The sequence below is a fragment of the Roseovarius sp. EL26 genome (assembly GCF_900327775.1).
Taxonomy (GTDB): domain Bacteria; phylum Pseudomonadota; class Alphaproteobacteria; order Rhodobacterales; family Rhodobacteraceae; genus Roseovarius.
Window position 1 is genome coordinate 460890 of sequence record NZ_OUMZ01000007.1, and the last position, 21584, is coordinate 482473.

Genomic DNA, 21584 nt, shown 5'->3' on the forward strand with positions numbered 1-21584 from the left:
TGCATAACAACGGCGTGGCATGCGGTGCTGCGAGAGATAAGATAAAAGGCGGCAAGAGATGATGCGTTGATTTTCATGTGGATTGCTCAGAACATGATTACATTGCGTTTGGCAGCGCCGGATTTTGTATCCTCGATCGCCTCGTTGATCTGATCCAAAGACCAACGGTTTGAAATCAACTCATCCAGTTTCAGGCGGCCTTGACTATATAGATCGATCATCCATGGAATATCGCGGCGGATCACCACATCGCCCATTTTTGACCCGATCATGCCTTGCCCAGCAGCAGCGAAATTGACCGGTTCATAGGTCGAAGTGCCTCCAACATGCGGCATTCCTACCATGATCACACGTCCGCCACCGGCCAGATATTGAGGAGCCTGATCATAGGCGGGAACCGCGCCCACGGTGACGATCACCGCATCGGCACCGCGCCCGATTGCTTCTTTGGCGTCACGCCATGGTTTGTCTGAGGTGGCCAGCACACCATCTGTTGCGCCAAATTCGCGGGCGATCTCAAGCTTGTCTTCAGTCATGTCCACTGCAACGATCCGGCGGGCACCGGCGATGCGGGCACCCTGAATGGCATTCAGACCAACACCACCAGCCCCGATAACCACAACATCCTGACCCGGGCGCAGCCCTGCGGAATTTACCACCGCGCCAACACCGGTGATCACACCGCAAGACAACAGACTGGCCAAATCCATTGCTAACGTTTCCGGTATGCTAACGAGTTGGCTTTGATCAACCACAACCTTTTCGGCAAAGGCTCCGCAAGCCATGGCTTGATGTAGTTTGCCACCATCCGCTGCTGAGAGCGGACCATAATCGCCGTCATGTGACGTTTCACAACCTGTTGGTCGCCCTCCGCCACAGCTGGGGCACTGACCGCAGGCGCGGATCAGCGTGACAACCACCGGATCACCAACCTTAAAGCCGTTCACACCCGCGCCGATGGCGCTGACGCGCCCGGCGGCCTCGTGGCCATAAACGGCAGGCAGGGAGCCGCCCCAGGATCCGCCTGCATAAGAAATGTCAGAGTGGCAGATGGCGACAGCTTCGAGGTCTACTTGGACCTCTCCCGTTTCTGGCGCGCGCAGGCGCACATCTTCAACAACAAGAGGTTGACCAAATTCGTGGCAGACGGCGGCTTTGATGGTTTGCATGGGCTTTTCCACTCTTTGCAAGGCTGATCACTGCAGGTGATAATGATTCTCTGCGCGCTGCAAGACTGAATGCGGCGTTGGTGTCGCAACTGGGCAAGCTGGGGCTTAAATGTGGCCGACGGAGTCTAGAAAACCAGTCACGATATTGGCGCACTCTGCTGGTTGTTCAACATAGGGTAAATGTCCGCTGCCTCGGATCAGGTGAAATTGCGATCCGGGGACCAGATCAACAGTTTCACGCATCAGATCTGGGGGCGTAATGCGATCATCTGATCCTACCATGCCCAGCGTAGGCAGGCGTAAACCAGATGTGGGTGTATAAAAGTCGGTGCCCGAGATTGCCTGTGCACAACCAATATAGCCCTGCGGGTTTTGCCCAAGCAGGGTTTGATGCCAATGCTGTAAATCGCATGACGCCATGAATTTGCGAGAGAAGCTTCGTGTAAGAACTGCTGTTGCAATAGCATCGATGCCATCTTCCTCAACTTGGTCAATGCGTACCTGCCAATGCGCTGGCAGGCCTATCTTGGCCGCAGTGCCACATAAAACCAAGGCACGGATCAACTCTAACCGTTTGACAGCCAATCCCTGTGCTACCAATCCGCCTACACCAGACCCTAGAAATACGCAGTCACGGATTTCTAGATGGTCAAGCAACCCCTCGGCATCACGTACCAGCGCTCCCATTGAATAGGGCGGGGCGGGGCAATCAGACGCCCCATGCCCGCGGCAATCATATGCAATAACGCGAAGCCCTTCAGGAAGAAGAGGGCGGATGCCATCCCAGACCTGCTGATCAAAGCCCAAAGGATGCGCCAGGATCAGGGCCGGGGCGTCTTTGGGGCCTGTTTCGGAATAGGACAGCGATCCATCGGGTGTTTCAAATAAATCTGGCATTGGCGTCTTATGCTCCAACTAAATCAGAGTCATATGGGCCATAATCTGACCGTGATCCGATGCCAGCTTATTATACGGCGCATCGGCGTGAGAGCCATCAGTCAAGTGGTCGTTGAATGCGTTGAAGTAGGTCATTTCGCCAATGCGCCCATCAAAGTCGGGATGAAAATGGCGGGACATGAAAATCTGATCGATCGATTCAAACACCCCACCAAAGACCGAAGTATAAACCATGTCTCGCAGTGATTTGCGTACAAACAGCTTTTCAGCGGAATGCAGATACATGGCGTTCACCGCCTCGGAAATTTGGGTGTTCTCAGCCGCGCTGTAGCGGTCTGATTTCTGTTTGGCATTGTGGCGCTGCATCCATGCATAGTTCTTAAATGGTGTTTCCCCCGTGATGATTTCCGAGCTCACCGCATGTTCGCCGTCATTGAAATCCCCCATGATCATCACCGGATTTCCAGCAGTCAATTCGCGTACGATCTCACGGCGAAGCACCCAGGCTTCGGCCATACGGCGCATTGCAGCTCTCAAACTTCCAAGGGCGCGAGCCACAGGGTCATATCGCGTCAGATCCTCTTCGGGGGCAAAATCAGCGCCTTGAGGCTGGATGAATTCTCCCAGTTTTGATTTCAGGTGGCAGTTGAACACGGTGATCACTTGGCCGCCCACAGGAATGCGCGCCTTAAGGATCGGGCGTGACAGACGCTTGAGGGTGTAATGCCCCGCATCTTGTGCGCTTTCTGTGCCACGTAATGGCGGGAACGGAATATTCAGGGGTTCATCCAGATCCTGAATGACTTCGGGCGTGCCTTTAAATCCAAACCGCGACAGGATTGCCACGCCGGGGCGACGCTGGCCGGGGATGCCTTCATCTGCGGTATTGGGGGCAAAGGCCAACGCAGCAGTGTCATAGGGGTCAATGCGCAGTTTTCGGAAGATCACCTTTTTATGATAGCGTTTTGATTTATCGGGAATAGTTGCATCGTTGTGCGCATGGGCACGGATATTGAATTCATCAATGACAGCCTGCAAGGCTTCTTCTTCAAAGATTTCTTGAAATCCGACGATGTCGGCATCCATGCTGAGTAATTGATCGGCCAGCCAATCTTGTTTCCAGGCAAACTCTTCCGGGGTGTAGGTCTGAAATTCGTAATATTCCTTATCCGCGCCGATTAGGTTTTTGACGTTGAAGGAGGCAATCGTGAAATCAGTCATGGGTTAACTTCCGTGTTGGGAGAGGGCGCGTTCAAACATACTTGTGTCCACATTACCCCCCGAAATGGTACACAATACAGCATCACCTTCAATCTGATCTTTGCGGAAAAGAGCTGCGGCCAAAGCCACCGCGCCGCCGGGTTCGATCACCAGTTTCAGGCGTTGAAAGGCCAGCGCCATGGTGTGCAAGCATTCGTCCTCGGTGACCACCAATCCGGGACCGCAGAGACGTTTCATGATCGGAAAGGTAATCTCGCCGGGGGTGGGGGTGACAATGGCATCGCAGATGCTGCCTGAAGGTTGTGCATTGCTGCGATGTTCACCGGCGGCGAGTGAACGTGTGGCATCATCAAAATCCTCCGGCTCGCAAGGGCGGGCGCGCAGGCCGGGGGCTTCGGCTTCAAGCGCAAGTGCGATGCCTGAAGTCAGGCCACCACCTCCGCAGCAGACCAATACATCGGCTTGCTCCACGCCTTCGGCTTTTGCCTGCTCTGCAATCTCTAACCCGGTGGTGCCTTGGCCCGCGATGACTTGCGGCTCGTCATAGGGGCGGATCAGGGTCAGGCCGCGCTCGGCCTGGAATTGCTCGCCCAGTGCTTCACGGCTTTCGCCATTGGCACGATCATAAAGCACCACCTCAGCCCCGAGGGCGCGGGTATTGTCAATCTTTTGCTTTGGGGCGTCTTCTGGCATGATAATCACGGCAGGCACGCCATATTGCCGCGCTGCCAGCGCCACACCCTGCGCATGGTTTCCACTTGAGAATGCGATGACCCCCTTGGCACGGATCGCATCATCAAGAGCTGAGACAGCTGAACGCGCGCCGCGATATTTAAAGCTTCCTGTATGTTGCAAGCATTCTGGCTTGATCAGAACCCGTCGTCCGGCGATTTCATCTAGAAAGGGCGAAGACAGCATTGGCGTGTGCCGGGCATGGCCTTTCAGGCGTTTGGCCGCAGCGCGGATCATGGAAATATCTGTCATTGTGTCTGCTCCAGCAGTCGGGTGATCGCATCGAGGGATTCAGGTTCATCTAGAAATGGCACATGGCCCCGGTCAGGGACAGTGACGGCCTTCATGTCGGGGTTGCGGGTTTGCATCTTTGCCAATGTATCCGGGCTTAGCAGGTCAGAATTTGCCCCACGAATGATCGTCAAAGGGATGTTGCGTAGCCCGTCAAACAGTTGCCACAGGTCCGGCGTGGTATCACCGGTGCCAGCTTGCCCAACCAGTGCATCGCGCAGATGTGGATCATAACGCAGACCTACGCCACCACCGGGTTTGTCTCGCCACATGAATTCCGCCTGTTCACGCCAACGTGTCAAAGATACGCCAGGAAATCCCTGCGCATGTCCGACCATCAAGGCGTGAGCGGCGGCATTGAGGTTGGCAAAGGGTGGTTCCTTGCCGACATAATCCATGATCCGCTCAATCCCTTCGGGTGAGACAACCGGACCAATGTCGTTAAGGATCACGCCGGTCAATCGCTGTGGATGGCTGTGCGACAGGGCCATGGCGATTAATCCGCCACGCGAAGTGCCAAGCACGGTAAAGCGATCAAGCCCCAGATGATCCATTAATTCAATCGCATCAAACGCCTCGCGCCCGATGTTATAATTCATGAAGTTTGGGTCATAGTCGGATTTCCCTCGACCGCGGTAATCCATACAGATCAGCCTGCTATCTGGCATGTATGATGCGAAATAGGTGAAATCCGTAGTGTTCCGTGTCAGCCCGGCCAGACAAAGGATCGGCGCGCCTTCGCCTTGATCGGTGTAATAGAGTGACAAGCCGTCTGAAGTGGTGAAATACGGCATCAGACCCCCGCCAATTCTGGAATGCTGGTGAGATCCGGCAGAATATGATTGGGCTTTGCAGGAAGACGGTCTACGGGATCGCCCGCGCGGTTGACCCAAGCAGTGGTAAAGCCATAGCCGGCGGCAGCGCTCGCATCCCATCCGTTGGAGGAGACAAAGAGTACCTCACGTTTGGCGCAATCAAACCGCTGCCCGACCAAATCGTAGACCACGCTGGCGGGCTTGAATATCCTGACGCTTTCAACTGACAAGACATCATCAAGAACATCGCCAATCTGCGCCGACTGTACAGCGCCATTTAGCATATCGGGTGATCCATTGGACAAGATTGCAGTGTTCAACCCGCGGTCCTTCAATGTATTAAGCATGGCCGGAACCTCAGCAAAAGCATCAAGTTCCCAGTATAATTGCAACAACCTCTCTCGCAACGCGTGGTCGTCTTGCAAGCCTTCAGCCTCAAGTGCCCAATCCAGTCCATTTTGGGTGACGTCCCAAAAATCTGTATGTTGCCCCGTGACCGCTCGCAACCAAGTGTATTGCAACTGTTTCTGGCGCCAATGCTCTGCAATTTTGGGCCAGTGTGCAGCAAAACTGACATAGCCCGGTTCTGCCGCAACATTGCGTGCAGCTGCGGCCACGTCAAACAGGGTTCCGTAAGCATCAAAGATGCAGGTCGTGATTGGCATCGTGTCATCCTTTGACTGTGGCCAAACTGTCATGGATACTCAAAAGGGAAAAGCCCTGCTTTGCAATCAAGGATTACGCACTGTTGTATGGTCGCAGAAGTGCGCGCAAGAAGAAGCGTTTGCAATCTTTTGATCTGCGCGATAGCGTCTTTGCCATCATTCAAGCGCCCTGGCATCTGTCCGGCCTTGCACATTCATCTCATGACAGAATTGGAAAATTCATGACCCAAGTTAAAGCGGGCGATAACGTTCGTATTCACTACACCGGCACTTTGAAGGATGGCTCTGTTTTCGACAGTAGTGAAAGCGCCGAACCGTTGGAATTCGTCGTCGGATCTGGCCAGATCATTCCCGGACTTGACATTGCGCTACCGGGGATGAGCGTTGGGGACAAAAAGACCGTCGAAGTGCCCGTGGATCAGGCATATGGCCCGGTAGAGCCAGCTGCGCGTCAAGCCGTGCCACGTAAGGATATTCCAGCCGATATTCCGCTTGATATGGGTATGCAACTTCAGGTTCAGACACCAGATGGTCAAGCTATGGCTGTGACCGTAGTCGAACTGAGCGATGACGAGGTTGTTTTGGATGCCAATCACCCGCTGGCGGGTCAGGATCTTACATTCGCAATCGAGCTGGTCTCGATCGGATAATACGGTTTCAGACGGCACATGTCCCGTTTGGGACGTGCCGTCTGAATTTTAGATTTCAGCCTGAAGTTTCAGTACAAGTGCCATTGCCGAATCCGTTTTTGCTGCCGGATGCGGAATATTTAACAGTGCCTGCTTCAATATTGACGTCATAGCTATAAGTGTAGCCGCTGCCGATATGGAGGAAATTGAAGCCACCTAGAGAACCATAAACTGCAGCCTCGATGTCAGCGCCGTCTACAGTGATCTGACCTTTGTCTTGCCCATCAAATTTAACAAGGCGCGCAGTCAGCTCTGGCAGCTTAGATCCATTGGGAACGCATTCAAATGTACGGTCAGCGGCAAAGGTCGCTGTTGGGGCGAGGACCGCCAGTAGGCAGACAAGATGTTTCATGGGGGCTCCGAATAAGAATCAAGTCGTTTTAGTCAGCCCCCGCTATTGATGGTTTGCGGCGTGATTGTGTTGGAAATGCGGGAACAGGATGACCGCCTTGAGAAGAGTTATCTTTTCTTTCTAAACGCTTTGCAAATCCAACAGCACCGCCCCGGCACGCCCCGGTGTCATTACCGCGTCCTGCGCCGCAGCGCAGCTTTCAAGCGGATAGGTTGTAGCGATTTCGGGGTTCAATGCGCCGTTGCTTAGCGCCTGATTCAGCCGTGCAATGGCGGTGGACCGCTCAGACGCAGGCAGTATGTAAATCAGGGTAATATCGATTTTTAGCGCTTTGAACAGATAGGGGCCAAAGGGCAATTCAGGGGTCATTGATTTGCCTGAACCATAGGTCGCAATCGTGCCTAGCGGTTTCATCACTTCGGCCAGCAGTACAGCATTGGTACCAAACTCAACTTCAATCGCGCGGTCAATGCCGCCGTTGCTCAAGTCCAGAACCTTTTCAGCTAATTTTGAATCGGCGTAGTCCAACACATGATCCGCCCCGGCGGCGAGCACCCGGTTGGCGGCACCTGCCGATGCTGTGGCGATCACGGTAGCACCGCCCCATTTGGCCAGTTGGACAGCGTTATGGCCAACCGATCCGGCACCGCCGGAAATCAATAGGGTTTTGCCTGTCACGTCGCCACCGCCAAAAACGGTCTGCGCTGCCGTTAGCCCAGGAATGCCCAAGGTTGCGCCGACTTCAAGTGAGATGTCATCGGCTAGGGGTACTGCTTGATCGGCTGGCAGCGCGATGTAGTCTGCGGCAGTGCCAAAGGCACGTTGCCACTGACCATTATAGATCCAGACACGCTGGCCGATCCGTGAGGAGGCAATGCCAGCTCCGACAGCGTCAATCACGCCAGCGCCATCAGAATGCGGGATGATCTGGTCGAAAACAGGTTTGATCACACCGGGGCGTGTACCTGCGCGGGCTTTGGCATCAGACGGGTTCACGCCAGAATAAGCCAGCCGGACCAGAACCTCACCTGCTGCGGGGGTGGGGGTGTCAACGGTGGCGGTTTCCAGAACGTCGCTGGCTGATCCGAATCGGGAGTAGAGCATGGCACGCATTGTGGGGTCCTTTTGGGTCAGGCGGTGGAGGGATCAACGCCAAAACTTGCGGAGCAGAAGGAGATGAATTGCACGTTTATACGATTAGCTGTGACATCAATCACCCCAAGATCTGGTGCCTCGGTCGCTGGACGGAAACTATCCCAATCCCATGCAGGGGCGGGGGGTGGCGCCTGATACAGGACTGATCGAATACTAGTGTAGGGCAGGCCATTAATTTGGCCGGTCACGGGGCGATGAACATGGCCAAAAAAGAACTGTTTCACTGCAGGGAAGTCGCTGAGCAGATCCAACAAATCAGGACCGTTTTCCAATCCATCCGGGTCCAACACCGGTAGCCCAAGTGGTATGGGAGGGTGATGAAGAAACACGGCGCTGGGTCTGTCGGGTTGCGCTTCAAGCGTTGCTTGTAACCAGTTCAGGCGGTCGGGGCACAAGACGCCACTGGCAGATCCGGGTTTCAGGCTGTCGAGGCAGATTAAACGCAGGTTTGGGACATCAATCGTGTACTGTGCAAAGCCGGGCATTGCCGTGTCCGGCAAGGGCAGATGATTAAAAAACATAGCACGGTTATCATGATTTCCGGTCATCGGATACCACGGCACTTTGAGTGTATCCAACAGGGACTTCACCGCAGTATAGTTGGCCGCAGTTGCGGTTTCGACCATATCGCCAGTGATCAGGCACAGGGCAGCGTCTGTATAATGCTGGTTGATGAAGTCAATGACGGCACTTAGTCGCGCAATAGGGTCATGCCCCAGAACTTTGTCCTGATGTTCGAAGTGTAGATCGCTGAGCCAGAGGATACGTGTGCTTGCGTTCATTTCCGGCGCAGGCGGATCACAACGTCAACTTTGGCAATTTCAGTGCCGTCTGGCGCGTCGGGCAATTGCACGATTTCAAGTTGATCTGCGGGCGCATCCGACAGGCGGTTGTCGTCTTCCCAGTAGAAGTGCGGATGGTCATGGGTGTTGGTATCGAAATAGCTTTTTGATCCGTCGACCGTGACTTCTTGCAGCAGGCCCGCATCACAAAACGCACGTAGTGTGTTGTAGACGGTGGCCAGCGATACTCGCTCGCCAGAATTGTTCACCGAGGCAAACAGGCTTTCCGCGGTGACATGCCTATGCTGCCCATCGCCGATCAGCAACGAGGCCAGTGCAACGCGCTGTCGCGTCGGGCGCAGGCCGGAACCAGCCAGCCAATTTATTTCAAGAGGTGTTGCTTGTGAGGGTGTCACGGGCTTCATCCATATTAGTCACATGGGATATTGGACTTGCTTTGCAGGAATTTCAAATGAAAATCGCATAACATATATAAGGGGATAATGACTCGTCGGGCTTGCAACGAGGTTTTGACGGGTGCTACACGAAGCAGTAAGATGATGACCCGACTACAGAAAGGCGCGCTCTGAATGGCCGACTACCCAAGCAGTTTCGACAAAGATGAATTGCTGAAATGCGCACGCGGGGAGCTGTTTGGCCCCGGCAACGCCCAATTACCCGAACCACCGATGTTAATGATGGACCGGATTACCGAGGTCAGCGCCGATGGCGGTGAAAACGGCAAAGGGCATATTGTCGCAGAGCTGGATATCCATCCTGAGCTTTGGTTCTTTCCATGCCATTTCCCCGGCAACAACGTGATGCCCGGATGTTTGATGGTGGATGGTCTGTGGCAGTTAACTGGCTTCAATTTGGGCTGGCGTGGTTGGCAGGGGCAGGGGTTTGCCCTTGGTGCCGGCGAGGTCAAGCTGTCAGGAATGGTACGCCCGGATCGCAAATTGGTTACGTATCACATTGATTTCACCCGAGTGATTGATCGCCGGTTAAAAATGGGTGTTGCCAATGGCGTCGTGAAAGCCGACGGTGAAGTGGTCTGTGAAGTGCGCGACATGAAAGTCGGGCTGGCACAGGCAGCGAGCTAAATTAAAGCACTCGAATACTAAGGAGTGGACGCATGCGTCGTGTTGTCGTTACTGGATTGGGAATTGTATCAAGCATTGGCAATAATGCTGAAGAGGTCACCGCATCCTTGAAAGCTGGTCGCTCTGGCATCACTGCTAATGCAGAGATGGCCGAGCATGGCTTTCGCAGTCAAATTGCGGGTGCCTTGGACATTGATGTCTCTGAACATGTTGATAAACGCGCCTTGCGTTTCATGGGGGCAGGTGCGGCCTATGCGCATATCGCCATGGGGCAGGCGATTGCGGACAGCGGGTTGGAGGAAAGTGACATTTCCAATCCACGCACGGGTCTGGTGGCAGGTTCTGGCGGACCATCTACCTCCGCAATGCTTACCGCACATCAAACCGTGTTGAAAACAGGTGCAACTAAACGGATTGGACCGTTTGCTGTGCCGAAATGCATGTGTTCGACCATCTCGGCGAACTTGGCGACGGCTTATAAGATCAAGGGCATCAACTATTCTATTACCTCGGCCTGTTCGACCAGCTTGCATTGCATTGGCAACGCGTCTGAGCAGATCATGATGGGCAAGCAAGACATTATGTTTGCCGGTGGCGGCGAAGAATTGGACTGGACCCTGTCGTGTTTGTTCGATGCGATGGGCGCGATGTCCTCAAAATATAATGATGCACCTGAAAAAGCCTCGCGTGCGTTTGACGCAGATCGCGATGGATTTGTGATTTCTGGCGGTGGCGGCATGCTAGTTCTGGAAGAGCTGGAGCATGCTAAGGCGCGCGGTGCTAAGATTTATGCCGAAGTGACCGGTTATGCCGCGACCAGCGATGGTCACGACATGGTTGCGCCATCAGGTGAGGGTGGTGAACGCGCGATGCGTTTGGCATTGGGCCAGTTACCCGAGGGCCGCAAAGTTGGTTATATCAACGCCCACGGCACGAGCACACCGGTTGGAGACGCTGGCGAAGTGGCCGCTGTGCGTAGGATCTTTGGCGAAGGCAATGTACCGCCGATCAGTTCGACCAAGTCGATGACTGGCCATGCGCAAGGTGCGGCAGGTGCGCTAGAGGCAGTGTTCTGTCTGTTGGCGCTTAAAGACGATTTTATTATTCCGTCAATCAATGTGGAGAATTTGGACCCACAGTTGCAGCCGGAAGAAATTGCCACCGTTCGGGTGGATCAGGCCGGCCTGGATACGGTTATGACAAATAGTTTTGGATTTGGTGGCACCAACGGGTCGATGCTGCTGAGCAGATATCACGGGTAGAATACAGATGACAAAACCAATGCAGGGCATGCGCGGGCTGGTGATGGGCGTCGCGAACGATCGTTCGATCGCTTGGGGTATTGCTAAAGCTATGCACGAAGCAGGGGCCGAGCTGGCCTTTACCTATCAAGGCGAAGCCTTTGGTAAACGGTTGGAGCCACTAGCGCAAAGTGTTGGCAGCGACTTTATGGTTGATGCCGATGTAACGGATGATGCCTCGCTGGATCGTGCTTTTGAGGAATTGTCTGCACGTTGGCCGACAATTGATTTTGTGGTGCATGCTGTTGCCTATTCCGACAAATCTGAGCTGACCGGCAGGTTCCTGAACACGACCCGTGCCAATTTCAAAAACTCGATGGATATCAGTGCATATTCCTTCATCGAAGTGGCACGCCGTGCCTATCCGATGATGAAGGAAAATGGCGGATCGTTGACCACTTTGACCTATCAGGGCTCTAACCGCGTTGTGCCCAACTACAACGTGATGGGCGTGGCAAAGGCGGCACTTGAGGCCGCAACACGTTATCTGGCAAATGATATGGGTCCAGACGGTATCCGGGTGAATGCCATTTCACCGGGGCCGATGAAAACTCTGGCCGGGGCGGCAATTGGAGGGGCGCGCAAGACCTTCCGTCATACCGAAGATAACGCGCCGATGCGGGCGAACGCGACGCTTTCGGCAATTGGTGGCACTGCTGTTTATCTGGCGTCAGAGGCAGGGGCTTGTACATCTGGTGAGATTATCCGGGTTGATGGCGGCTTCCATGTGTTGGGTATGCCGCAGCAAGACAATCTGTAATCACTAATTGGTCCGTATTTTGCCCTATTGTTGCCACCTGAGAATCGCAGCGTTGCAATATGGATTTTCGTCGCAACAGCCCTGATCAACACTATGACCGCTTTGTCGCGCGCGCAAAACGTGCGCGCAAATGGGCCAGCCTGACCATGTTCTTGATGGTTGGCGTTTCCCTGACCGCAATCTGGCAGGAAAAACGTCTGGCCCCACCGGTACATGATGGCATGCAGGTGGCTGCCGTGAAAGTACTGCAGCTTATCGACAGTTCTGAGGGTGCCAAAAGCTTTGTTACTGCGGCTGTGTCGAAGATTTCACCTTCTGGCGATCGGAGCGGCTCACCCGTGACTGCCGCGCTGCTGAAGCTCCAACATTAATCCTGTTTCCAAAATCCACAAATTTAGCCGCATATCTCTGCGGTGCTAAGTTTTTGGTAATGCGAATGCCGTGAAAGCAAATGGAAATAGATTGAATTTATCCTGTTGCATTGATCACAAATAGCTTGCGCATATGTTCGTGAATGGTCCATTCACCAGTCCAGCCTTGCGCAAGTACAAGTAAATCACCCGGCCCTATGTCACGTGCATTTGATCCATCGCTGTTACAAACAGTAGCGCGGCCGGAAATGATATGACAGTATTCACCGGCTGTAGTGCGATCTGCAGTGAACCTACCAGGCGTGCATTCCCAAACACCAATGGAGGTCGCCTCGTCTTCGGATTTCCATAAAACGATCAGTGCTTCAGTTTGGCCGTCTGTCAGTGTTGTCGGCTTAGGTTTGAATTCGCCAACATCTGTCGCTGACAAATCGCCGAAGGATTCTAATGAGATCATGTCTTATGTTTCTTTCTTTGTGGCAAACTAGTTGGTTAGAACTTTGGCGTCATTTCGCGATTGTGGCAACGCGCATGCTTCGTAAAAAAGCAGATCTACCATCAATGCAGCAGATGATGATTTGACGATTTAAGCTGGTGGTCAAAACCACTGACCTGGCTCAATCAGGCCCAAATCCATTAATTGACGTGAATCCCATTTGAACGAGACCGAGTTGTGCCATTTTAGGGTTCCGATTTCAAAGGACGAACCAGGGTTGCGTTTCAGAGCTTTTGCAACACGGAACGATACGATGGCGGCTGTTAGATTGTGATGCCAAGGGCTGGCGTAAGTGTTGTATTCTTCATCGCTGAAGGTGTGATCTTCGCGTAGTGTCAGCCCGGGTTTCGATTTGAACAAGGCGACCCTGTCGATCTTACGACGGGCCGGGGGGATGTGTTCTTCGAACCGCCAGCGCAAGCCGCCGTGAATGTCTAATTGGCGCTCGCGTGGGTGATTGTGATTGGCAGGGTCAGGGCGCGCGAGTGCATAATAACCGGATTTGTCCAGATAAGCATTTTCCAAAGAGACCGCATTGGGGAAACGATCCAGATCTCCGGCATAAAGATCGACAACATAGCATAGCATAGCGTCGCGCCGCTCTTCAGTGTGGAACGACAACATTTCACCGATACCGCGGGTTTCGCAAAACGGAAAGAGCAAATATTCGGCGTTAAAGCAGTAATACATCCATACGTCAGGCGCGGCTTCGATGACTTGATTGATGATTTCGGGAACGTTGTGGACCTGTGACAGATCATGGTCAATGCGGTGGATTTTTTCGACTAGGTCTTCTGGTAAGTCAAAGGCTACAGGCATGAATACCAAAACCTGTTTAAATCCGCTTTCAAGGTGATGGTGAATGGTTGTCTCGATCTCGATTTGATCCTCGACAAAAATCATCGCAACAGGCCCCTTGTTCAAAGCCTGCCTCTGAGCGGATAAAAAAGCATTCAAACTGCTGTGACGCATCCGGTGATCCTGTGCTGCGGGTTTGTAAATTCGGGTATATTGTCTTGCATTGCAAGTCACCCCTTATCTGATGTAGTCAGGCGCCTTGAAATGGCGAACACGAAACCGGGGCGCAGACGCATGTCCGAAGCAAAGAAGCTATACATCAAAACCTACGGCTGTCAGATGAATGTTTATGACAGCGAACGCATGGCAGAGGCGCTAGGCGAATCCGGGTATGTCGAGACGAAAAGCGCTGATGATGCGGATATGATTTTGCTCAACACCTGCCATATTCGGGAGAAAGCCGCGGAAAAGGTTTATTCCGAACTGGGTCGTTTCCGAGGGTTGAAAGAGGCAAAACCAGATCTCAAAATCGGTGTTGCTGGCTGTGTCGCGCAGGCCGAGGGCGCGGAAATTATGCGCCGCCAGCCTTTGGTTGACTTGGTGGTCGGGCCGCAAAGCTATCACCGCCTACCCGAGATGGAAGCAAAAACCCAGGAAGGCGTTAAGGCGCTGGATACGGACTTTCCGGAAGAAGATAAATTTGAGCGCCTGAAATCACGCCCCAAAGCCAAACGTGGCCCTTCGGCATTTCTGACCGTTCAGGAAGGTTGTGATAAGTTTTGCGCCTTTTGTGTGGTGCCTTATACTCGCGGTGCCGAGGTTAGCCGCCCGGTGGACCGGATCCTGACGGAAGCACGAGAGCTGGTTGAACGCGGGGTTCGCGATATTACCCTGCTGGGGCAGAATGTGAATGCCTATCATGGGGTAGGGGTTGATGGTCGAGACCGGACGCTGGCGCAGTTGATTTGGGAGCTGGACAAGGTTGATGGGCTTGAGCGCATCCGCTTTACCACCAGCCACCCCAACGACATGACCGACGAGTTGATCGAGGCGCATGGCACCTGCGGTAAGCTGATGCCTTATCTGCATCTGCCAGTGCAGTCGGGTAGCAATAAAATTCTCAAACGGATGAACCGCAGCCATACAGCAGAAAGCTATCTGCGCCTGCTTGAGAGAATTCGCGCAGCCCGCCCTGATATCGTGATGTCGGGTGATTTTATCGTGGGTTTCCCCGAGGAAACCGAAGAAGATTTCCGGGCGACGCTCGATTTGGTCAAAGAAGTGAAATACGGCTATGCCTATTCCTTCAAATACTCCACCCGTCCGGGCACTCCTGCGGCTGAGCGTCCTCAAGTGGACGAGGATGAGGCCTCGGAACGCCTTCAGCGCCTTCAGGCTCAAATTACCCATGACCAGCGCGCCATTCAAGATGGGATGGTTGGCCGCGATGTCAGTGTTTTGTTCGAAAAGCCGGGCCGTTTCGATGGTCAGATGGTCGGAAAGTCCGAATATCTGCACGCAGTGCATGTTGCCGAGGCGCAGGCCAATGTCGGCGAATTACGGGCGGTGCGTATTGTTGAATCGGGGACAAATTCGCTTAAAGGTGTGCTAATTTAGCGTCAATTCCTCCATAATGGCTAAGCGTTCAGGGAATTTGTTGGACTCGATGCCGTTTTTGCAGAATGCCCATGCCAGATGAATTACCCGGCGCTGCTGCACAAATCTTGGGATAATTCATTGGTTAGTGTTGTAATGAGGCGACTGTAGATTTTTGGCGCGTGCTATGCAGTCGATCTGGGGAGTTGAAATATGCACTGCATGAAAAACCGATTTAAGAATTTTTGTAATGTTACGGCAACGGCAGCCGTGCTTGGTACGGTGTTGGTGATTAGCACCGAACAAAGTGCAGCCGGAAACCTAGAAGAGCCAGTGGTTATCGCTCCGGTAGCAGTTGCAACGCCGACTGTCCTTGACCTTAGCGGTTTTTACGTCGGGGGTAGCCTCGCATATGGTGTGGGGATCTCAGATGACGTTGGCCATAAGCGGCCGAATGGGGTGTTGGTGACGACACCAGGAACGGTTAATCCCGCGGGCATTAACTACGGTGTGCGTTTGGGCTGGCGCAACAATCTTCCGCTTGGCAGGCTAGCATATGTGCATGGATTCGAATTGGGATATGATCTTGCTGATATCGAAGATTCCTTTTCGACAGCAACTTATAATGCATCCAGTGAAATCGAGAGTGTGCTGTCGCTGAAATACAAAGGCGGGCTTACCAACCTCAGTAAAAATACGCTGTTCTATTCGACCATCGGCTATACCCGTTCCGAAATTGATTATAGCGTGGTTGGCGCCACTGGCAGTGATGCGATCAATCTTAACAGCAGTACTGATAAAGATGGGCTGGTCTTCGGATTGGGTGTTGAACGTGCGATCAATCAGGACCTGTCTGTTCTGTTTGAATGGGAATATAACTATATTGATGGTTTCTCCCTCAGCGATGGGGCGGGTGCCAGTACAGTTGTAACGCCCAGTTTTAACAACTTTCGTCTTGGTCTGAACTACAATTTCTAAACAAGACTACGACGTCACCGGCGCCCGTATCTGTATCCGGGTGCAAGTATGTGGTGTCGTTTTTGAAAACAACACGCTTTGCCTCTTGCGCTGGCGGACACAAGTTGGCACGATTTCAGTCAGGATCTCTAATTAAGGAGAAGGGATTGGTCACCAACGTGCTGCCACCGCAATCCGGACCGGATGCTTTGCATGAATCGGTCGTTGAATTTCCAGATAATCGTTTATTGATAGACCTTTGCGGTGAATATGACCGCAATCTTACTGAAATCGAGCAAAACCTCGGGGTGCAGATTTTGCGTCGGGGGAATCAGTTAGCTGTCATGGGGCAAGAAGAGGCCGTGGAAGAGGGCGTGCAGGTTTTGCAGGCGCTCTATGAGCGTTTGGAAGATGGGCGCTCGGTGGAACATGGTGATGTCGACCGCGAACTGCGTATGGCCCCGGATGATGAAACCCATGATGGCGATCAACTTGAGATGTTTCAGGGCGGGCGGGTCGAGATTAAAACCCGCAAGAAACTGGTTGAGCCGCGGACAGACGCACAAAAGGCCTATGTTAAATCGCTGTTTGCCAAAGAACTGGCCTTTGGCATCGGACCCGCGGGTACGGGCAAAACGTATCTGGCTGTTGCCGTGGGAGTTTCGATGTTTATCGAAGGCCACGTTGACCGAATCATTCTAAGCCGCCCTGCGGTCGAAGCTGGTGAAAAGCTGGGCTATCTGCCAGGTGATATGAAAGATAAGGTCGATCCTTACATGCAGCCGCTTTATGATGCGCTGAATGATTTCCTGCCGGGCAAGCAAGTCGCCAAGCTGATCGAAGAAAAGAGAATCGAGATCGCGCCATTGGCCTTTATGCGCGGACGTACATTGGCGAATGCTTATGTTGTTCTGGACGAGGCACAAAACGCAACCTCGATGCAAATGAAGATGTTCCTGACCCGTCTGGGCGAGGGCTCGCGTATGGTCATCACCGGAGATCGCAGTCAGGTTGATCTGCCACGTGGTGTGGCCTCGGGTTTGCATGATGCTGAACGCTTGCTGAAAACTATTCCGAAAATCGACTTCAACTACTTCACTTCTAAAGATGTTGTGCGACATCCACTTGTTGCCGCTATCATCGAGGCTTATGACGCGGGTCAATGACAGCCCGGTGATTAGGCGATTGAGATGCTGACTGACACGATGATCGAAGATGCGCGATGGAAAGCGTTGGATTTGCCCAAACTGGCCGAAAAGGCGGCTCAGGCTACGCTTATTCATATGGAGCTTGTGCCGTCAGAGTTTGAGATTGTGGTGATGGGCTGTGATGATGCCCGTATTGCAGAGCTGAATGGTGATTTCCGCGACAAGCCACAGCCAACCAACGTACTCAGCTGGCCTAGTGAAGAGCGCGGCCCCGAGATCGATGGGGAAGCGCCGGATTTGCCGCAGCCCGGCCCAGATCTGGAGTTGGGCGATATTGCGATTGCTTTTGAAACCTGTCAGCGGGAGGCTGCTGATGCGGGCAAACCCTTTATGGACCATGTGACGCATCTGATCGTGCATGCGGTGCTGCATTTGCTGGGCTATGATCACATACGTGACAAGGATGCCACTTTGATGGAAGGAATTGAGGTGGCAGTACTTGGCAAACTGGGGTTGGAAGACCCATATTAAATGCCATGGGCAATTATTGCCCCGGCCAATGGAAAGAGAGAATGGGCGACAGTATCGAAGACTCCTCTAACGCGGCGCATCGCGCGCAGGCGTCGAGCCAGGATAATGATGACGAACAGGGCGGATTTTTCCGTCGGATCTGGGGGGCGATTACTCCTGGTGATGAAAGCGCATCAATCACATCGGAAAATGGAAATGGCCAGCGATCAGAAGCCCCTGGTCTGGGAACGCTCGGAGAGCTTTTGGTCGAAGATGTTGCAATCCCCAAAGCCGATATTGTTTCGGTGCCTCTCACCACATCCAAGGATGAATTGGTCGCTATCTTTCGCGAAAGTGGCCTCACCCGATTGCCAGTGTTTGAAGGCACGTTGGACACGCCCATTGGGTTGGTGCACCTCAAGGACTTTGCGCTCAAACACGGGTTCAACGGAGGCGGGGCCAAGTTTGCGCTGAAAGACATGTTGCGGCCATTATTGTTTGTACCGCCCTCCATGCCCATTGGTGTGTTGTTGCAAAAGATGCAAAGCGAACGCCGTCACATGGCATTGGTGATCGATGAATATGGCGGAGTTGATGGTCTTGCGACGATTGAAAACCTGATCGAACAGGTGGTTGGTGAGATCGAAGATGAACATGATGTCGACGAGGACATCTGCTGGAGTAATGAAAGCCCGGGCACGTACCTGGTGTTGGCCAAGTGTCCACTGGATGAGTTTGAGGCCGAAACCGGCCTGTCTCTGACAGATGCTGATGAGGTGGATGAAGAAGAAATCGACACGATGGGGGGCTTGATCTTCATGTTGCTGGGGCGAGTGCCTGTGCGTGGTGAGGTGGTTGAACATCCCAGCGGGGTTGTTATCGAAGTGCTAGACGCTGATCCGCGCCGGATCAAACGCCTGCGTGTGCGCTTGCCACAATCGCACATAGAGGACTGACGCCAATATGGTGCTGGCGGAACGGATCAGCAGGTGGAGCTCTGAGCTTAGTGTAGCAAAACAAATGTTGCTGGCTGCAGGGTTCGGGGCTGTTGCAGCATTGGGGCAGGCTCCGGTTGGCCTTTGGCCTGCGACCGTCGTCGCTCTGGCGTTGGTCTTTGGGCTATTTCGACATTCACGCAATTGGAAACACGCCGCAAGGTTGGGTTGGGCCGTTGGAACCGGCTACTTCATGCTTGCGCTGAGCTGGATTGTTGAGCCGTTTTTGGTGGATGTTGCGCGTCACGGCTGGATGGCGCCCTTTGCTTTGATTGGTCTAAGTGCTGGATTGGCGTTGCTTTGGGCAGCGGGTTTTGCAATTGCACGTGCTACCGGGACGGCTGTAGGGGGGTGGATTGTGGCCCTTACTTTGGCAGAAACTGCACGGACCTATATCTTGACCGGCTTTCCCTGGGCGCAGCCGGGGCATGTTTGGATTGATACGCCGATGCTTCACTGGGCGTCTTATGGTGGATCGTTGTTACTGACTGCATTGCTTTTTGTGGCTGCATCGGCGCTATGGTTTTTGATCGAAGGCAAACGCGGGCTTGGTGTTGCCGGATTAGCGGGCATTATACTGGCATATGGTGCGGGCAATGCTCTAACGCCTGACAACATAGCCGGTCCAGATGCTCCAATTGTGCGCGTGATTCAGCCCAATGCGGCCCAGCATGAAAAATGGGATCCTGACAAAGTTCAGATCTTTTTTGACCGCCAGATCGCCTTTACCCGCGAAAGCGATGGCACCACGCGGCCCGATCTGGTGGTTTGGCCTGAAACCGCCATTCCAGTGTTGCTCAATAACGCGGGCTCAACGTTGGATGCCATTGCAGATGCAGCGCAGGGAGTTCCCGTGGTGCTGGGGGCGCAGCGTTATGAAGGTGTGCGTTTCTATAACGCTATGGCCGTGCTGGACGGGCAGGGAGAACTGGCTGCAGTTTATGACAAATCTCATCTGGTACCTTTTGGTGAATACGTCCCGTTTGGGGATTTTCTGACGCAGTTCGGCATCTCTGGAATGGCGGCGCGCGAAGGCAATGGATATTCATCCGGTCCCGGTATGCAGGTCCTTCAGATCGAGGGACTGGGCGGCGCGTTGGCCTTGATATGCTACGAAGGGGTGTTCCCGCAGGATGTGAATGCAGCACCCGTGCGCCCAGATTTTCTGATGTTAATCACCAATGATGCTTGGTTCGGGCAGATTTCTGGCCCTTATCAGCACCTTGCACAAGCGCGCCTGCGCAGTGTGGAGCAGGGCCTTCCAATGATCCGTGCGGCCAACACCGGTGTATCTGCGATGATTGATGCCGCGGGCAGGGTCACAGCGTCACTGCCTCTGGGGGTGGCGGGTTGGCAGGATGCGGCCTTGCCTCCACCTTTGCCTATAACTGTTTACGCACGATTGGGTGATGGCCCTCTCATAATTACGCTTTTGGCAATTTGGGCCTTGTCAAAGCGGTTAGAACGGCGCAGAGGAGAGTAGACTACTTATTTGATGCACCTCATTCTATGGTGTATCAGAATTTCACCCTGTCACAACGGCTTCCTGACGTGACGGATATCATTCAATGGAGCGACCTTAATGTCTCGTAATAACTATGTTTTCACCTCTGAATCTGTTTCAGAAGGGCACCCCGATAAAGTTTGTGACCGTATCTCAGATGCCGTTCTGGATGCGTTTCTCTCTGAAGAACCCGAAGCACGCGTTGCCTGCGAAACCTTTGCAACAACAAATCGTGTGGTGATCGGTGGTGAGGTTGGTCTTTCAGATCAGGCACGTCTCAAAGAATACATGGGCCGCATTGATGAGATTGCTCGCGCCTGTATCAAAGATATCGGTTATGAGCAGGATAAGTTTCACCACAAAACAGTCGAAATTACCAATCTGCTGCACGAACAATCCGCACATATTGCGCAGGGTGTCGATGCCAGTGCTGACAAAGAAGAAGGTGCCGGTGATCAGGGGATCATGTTTGGCTATGCGACAACCGAAACTCCAGAACTGATGCCTGCACCGATCCAATATAGCCACGCCATTTTGCGTCGCCTGGCTGAGGTTCGCAAATCTGGGGCCGAGCCTGCGCTTGGGCCTGATGCCAAGTCACAGCTGTCAGTTGTGTACGAAGGCGGTAAACCCGTCGGTGTTACCTCCGTTGTTCTGAGCACACAGCATTTGGATGCGAGCCTGAGCAGTGACGCGATCCGGGCGATTGTTGAGCCATACATCTATGAAACACTGCCCGATGGGTGGCTTACGGATGCTACTGAATGGCACGTCAACCCAACAGGCAAGTTCGTCATTGGGGGTCCTGATGGGGATGCAGGTCTGACCGGACGCAAGATTATCGTGGATACCTACGGTGGCGCGGCGCCTCATGGAGGCGGTGCATTCTCAGGTAAAGATCCGACAAAAGTTGATCGCTCCGCGGCTTATGCTGCACGTTATCTGGCAAAGAACGTGGTTGCTGCAGGCATGGCCGAGCGCTGCACTATTCAGTTATCTTATGCCATTGGGGTTAGCAAACCACTGTCGATTTATGCGGATACACATGGTACGGGAAATGTCGATCCAGCAGATATCGAAAAAGCTGTTGCCGCGTCCATGGATCTGACGCCACGTGGCATTCGTGAGCATCTGCAGATGAACAAACCGATTTATCAACGCACTGCCGCCTATGGGCATTTTGGGCGTGCGCCTGAAGCAGATGGCGGATTTAGTTGGGAAAAAACAGATCTGGTGGAAACACTGAAAAAGGCCATTTGATCAAATGTGACCTAAGG

24 protein-coding genes and 1 riboswitch are annotated in these 21584 nt (G+C 53.4%); of the genes, 12 read left to right on the plus strand and 12 right to left on the minus strand.

Going from position 1 to position 21584, the window contains the following annotated elements; genetic code table 11:
• Positions 1-86 precede the first annotated feature (86 nt).
• The 6 genes from D9A02_RS10145 to D9A02_RS10170 form a co-directional block, all read right to left on the minus strand.
• Positions 87-1169: a zinc-binding dehydrogenase gene (locus D9A02_RS10145; RefSeq protein WP_120500863.1), complete on the minus strand. Its 1083-nt coding sequence runs from the start codon at positions 1167-1169 to the stop codon at positions 87-89.
• Positions 1170-1274: 105 nt separating this feature from the next.
• Positions 1275-2066 (minus strand): alpha/beta fold hydrolase, encoded by a 792-nt coding sequence (locus tag D9A02_RS10150; protein WP_120500864.1) that lies wholly within the window; start codon positions 2064-2066, stop codon positions 1275-1277.
• A gap of 18 nt (positions 2067-2084) precedes the next feature.
• On the minus strand, positions 2085-3287 hold the full coding sequence (locus D9A02_RS10155; RefSeq protein ID WP_120500865.1) for an endonuclease/exonuclease/phosphatase family protein: 1203 nt from the start codon (positions 3285-3287) through the stop codon (positions 2085-2087).
• A gap of 3 nt (positions 3288-3290) precedes the next feature.
• A complete protein-coding gene (locus D9A02_RS10160; protein ID WP_120500866.1) occupies positions 3291-4271 on the minus strand; it encodes a threonine/serine dehydratase in 981 nt (326 codons plus the stop codon).
• Positions 4268-5104 carry an alpha/beta fold hydrolase gene (locus D9A02_RS10165; RefSeq protein WP_120500867.1) on the minus strand — a complete coding sequence of 279 codons (837 nt, stop codon included), beginning with the start codon at positions 5102-5104 and terminating at the stop codon, positions 4268-4270. Before D9A02_RS10165 ends, D9A02_RS10160 begins: the two co-directional genes overlap by 4 nt.
• Positions 5104-5790 (minus strand): haloacid dehalogenase type II, encoded by a 687-nt coding sequence (locus D9A02_RS10170; RefSeq protein WP_120502474.1) that lies wholly within the window; start codon positions 5788-5790, stop codon positions 5104-5106. The genes D9A02_RS10165 and D9A02_RS10170 overlap by 1 nt, the downstream gene beginning before the upstream one ends.
• Before the next feature lie 221 nt (positions 5791-6011).
• Between D9A02_RS10170 and D9A02_RS10175 the strand changes: the two genes are divergently transcribed.
• Positions 6012-6440: a peptidylprolyl isomerase gene (locus D9A02_RS10175; RefSeq protein ID WP_120502475.1), complete on the plus strand. Its 429-nt coding sequence runs from the start codon at positions 6012-6014 to the stop codon at positions 6438-6440.
• A 55-nt stretch (positions 6441-6495) separates the two neighbouring features.
• Here the strand turns inward: D9A02_RS10175 and D9A02_RS10180 are convergent, their stop codons facing one another.
• From D9A02_RS10180 to irrA, 4 genes are all read right to left on the minus strand, one after another.
• On the minus strand, positions 6496-6831 hold the full coding sequence (locus tag D9A02_RS10180) for a hypothetical protein (RefSeq protein ID WP_120500868.1): 336 nt from the start codon (positions 6829-6831) through the stop codon (positions 6496-6498).
• Positions 6832-6951: 120 nt separating this feature from the next.
• Positions 6952-7944 (minus strand): NADPH:quinone reductase, encoded by a 993-nt coding sequence (locus D9A02_RS10185; RefSeq protein ID WP_120500869.1) that lies wholly within the window; start codon positions 7942-7944, stop codon positions 6952-6954.
• Between the two features lie 17 nt (positions 7945-7961).
• On the minus strand, positions 7962-8768 hold the full coding sequence (locus tag D9A02_RS10190; protein ID WP_120500870.1) for a phosphodiesterase: 807 nt from the start codon (positions 8766-8768) through the stop codon (positions 7962-7964).
• On the minus strand, positions 8765-9193 hold the full coding sequence (irrA, locus tag D9A02_RS10195) for an iron response transcriptional regulator IrrA (protein WP_120500871.1): 429 nt from the start codon (positions 9191-9193) through the stop codon (positions 8765-8767). Before irrA ends, D9A02_RS10190 begins: the two co-directional genes overlap by 4 nt.
• A gap of 165 nt (positions 9194-9358) precedes the next feature.
• Here irrA and fabA point away from each other — a divergent pair, with 165 nt between their 5' ends.
• From fabA to D9A02_RS10215, 4 genes are read left to right on the plus strand one after another with little or no spacing between them, the layout of a single operon-like run.
• The gene (gene fabA / locus D9A02_RS10200; RefSeq protein ID WP_120500872.1) at positions 9359-9871 is read left to right on the plus strand and encodes a bifunctional 3-hydroxydecanoyl-ACP dehydratase/trans-2-decenoyl-ACP isomerase; all 513 of its coding nucleotides are present in this window, start codon (positions 9359-9361) and stop codon (positions 9869-9871) included.
• A gap of 32 nt (positions 9872-9903) precedes the next feature.
• Positions 9904-11133 (plus strand): beta-ketoacyl-ACP synthase I, encoded by a 1230-nt coding sequence (fabB, locus tag D9A02_RS10205; RefSeq protein ID WP_120500873.1) that lies wholly within the window; start codon positions 9904-9906, stop codon positions 11131-11133.
• Positions 11134-11140: 7 nt separating this feature from the next.
• Positions 11141-11932, plus strand: a complete 792-nt coding sequence (locus D9A02_RS10210; protein ID WP_120500874.1) for an enoyl-ACP reductase — start codon at positions 11141-11143, stop codon at positions 11930-11932.
• Positions 11933-11991: 59 nt separating this feature from the next.
• Positions 11992-12303 carry a hypothetical protein gene (locus D9A02_RS10215; protein WP_120500875.1) on the plus strand — a complete coding sequence of 104 codons (312 nt, stop codon included), beginning with the start codon at positions 11992-11994 and terminating at the stop codon, positions 12301-12303.
• Positions 12304-12400: 97 nt separating this feature from the next.
• Here D9A02_RS10215 and D9A02_RS10220 read toward each other — a convergent pair whose 3' ends face one another.
• A complete protein-coding gene (locus tag D9A02_RS10220; RefSeq protein ID WP_120500876.1) occupies positions 12401-12760 on the minus strand; it encodes a cupin domain-containing protein in 360 nt (119 codons plus the stop codon).
• Positions 12761-12901: 141 nt separating this feature from the next.
• On the minus strand, positions 12902-13771 hold the full coding sequence (locus tag D9A02_RS10225; RefSeq protein ID WP_120500877.1) for a hypothetical protein: 870 nt from the start codon (positions 13769-13771) through the stop codon (positions 12902-12904).
• 120 nt (positions 13772-13891) lie between these two features.
• On the opposite strand from D9A02_RS10225, the gene miaB reads away from it, so the two are divergent.
• The 7 genes from miaB to metK all read left to right on the plus strand — a co-directional run bounded on the left by miaB (position 13892) and on the right by metK (position 21567).
• The gene (gene miaB / locus D9A02_RS10230; protein ID WP_120500878.1) at positions 13892-15214 is read left to right on the plus strand and encodes a tRNA (N6-isopentenyl adenosine(37)-C2)-methylthiotransferase MiaB; all 1323 of its coding nucleotides are present in this window, start codon (positions 13892-13894) and stop codon (positions 15212-15214) included.
• A 201-nt stretch (positions 15215-15415) separates the two neighbouring features.
• Positions 15416-16171: an outer membrane protein gene (locus tag D9A02_RS10235; RefSeq protein WP_162933027.1), complete on the plus strand. Its 756-nt coding sequence runs from the start codon at positions 15416-15418 to the stop codon at positions 16169-16171.
• A gap of 146 nt (positions 16172-16317) precedes the next feature.
• Complete coding sequence (locus tag D9A02_RS10240) at positions 16318-17316, plus strand: PhoH family protein (protein WP_120500880.1); 999 nt, start codon at positions 16318-16320, stop codon at positions 17314-17316.
• Between the two features lie 24 nt (positions 17317-17340).
• Entirely contained in the window at positions 17341-17829 is a 489-nt protein-coding gene (ybeY, locus tag D9A02_RS10245) for an rRNA maturation RNase YbeY (RefSeq protein ID WP_120500881.1), read from the plus strand.
• A gap of 41 nt (positions 17830-17870) precedes the next feature.
• A complete protein-coding gene (locus tag D9A02_RS10250) occupies positions 17871-18764 on the plus strand; it encodes a hemolysin family protein (protein ID WP_120500882.1) in 894 nt (297 codons plus the stop codon).
• Between the two features lie 64 nt (positions 18765-18828).
• Positions 18829-20286 carry an apolipoprotein N-acyltransferase gene (gene lnt / locus D9A02_RS10255; protein ID WP_254054604.1) on the plus strand — a complete coding sequence of 486 codons (1458 nt, stop codon included), beginning with the start codon at positions 18829-18831 and terminating at the stop codon, positions 20284-20286.
• A gap of 44 nt (positions 20287-20330) precedes the next feature.
• Positions 20331-20379, plus strand: a riboswitch (SAM-SAH riboswitch).
• A gap of 6 nt (positions 20380-20385) precedes the next feature.
• Positions 20386-21567: a methionine adenosyltransferase gene (gene metK / locus D9A02_RS10260; protein ID WP_120500884.1), complete on the plus strand. Its 1182-nt coding sequence runs from the start codon at positions 20386-20388 to the stop codon at positions 21565-21567.
• Positions 21568-21584 lie beyond the last annotated feature (17 nt).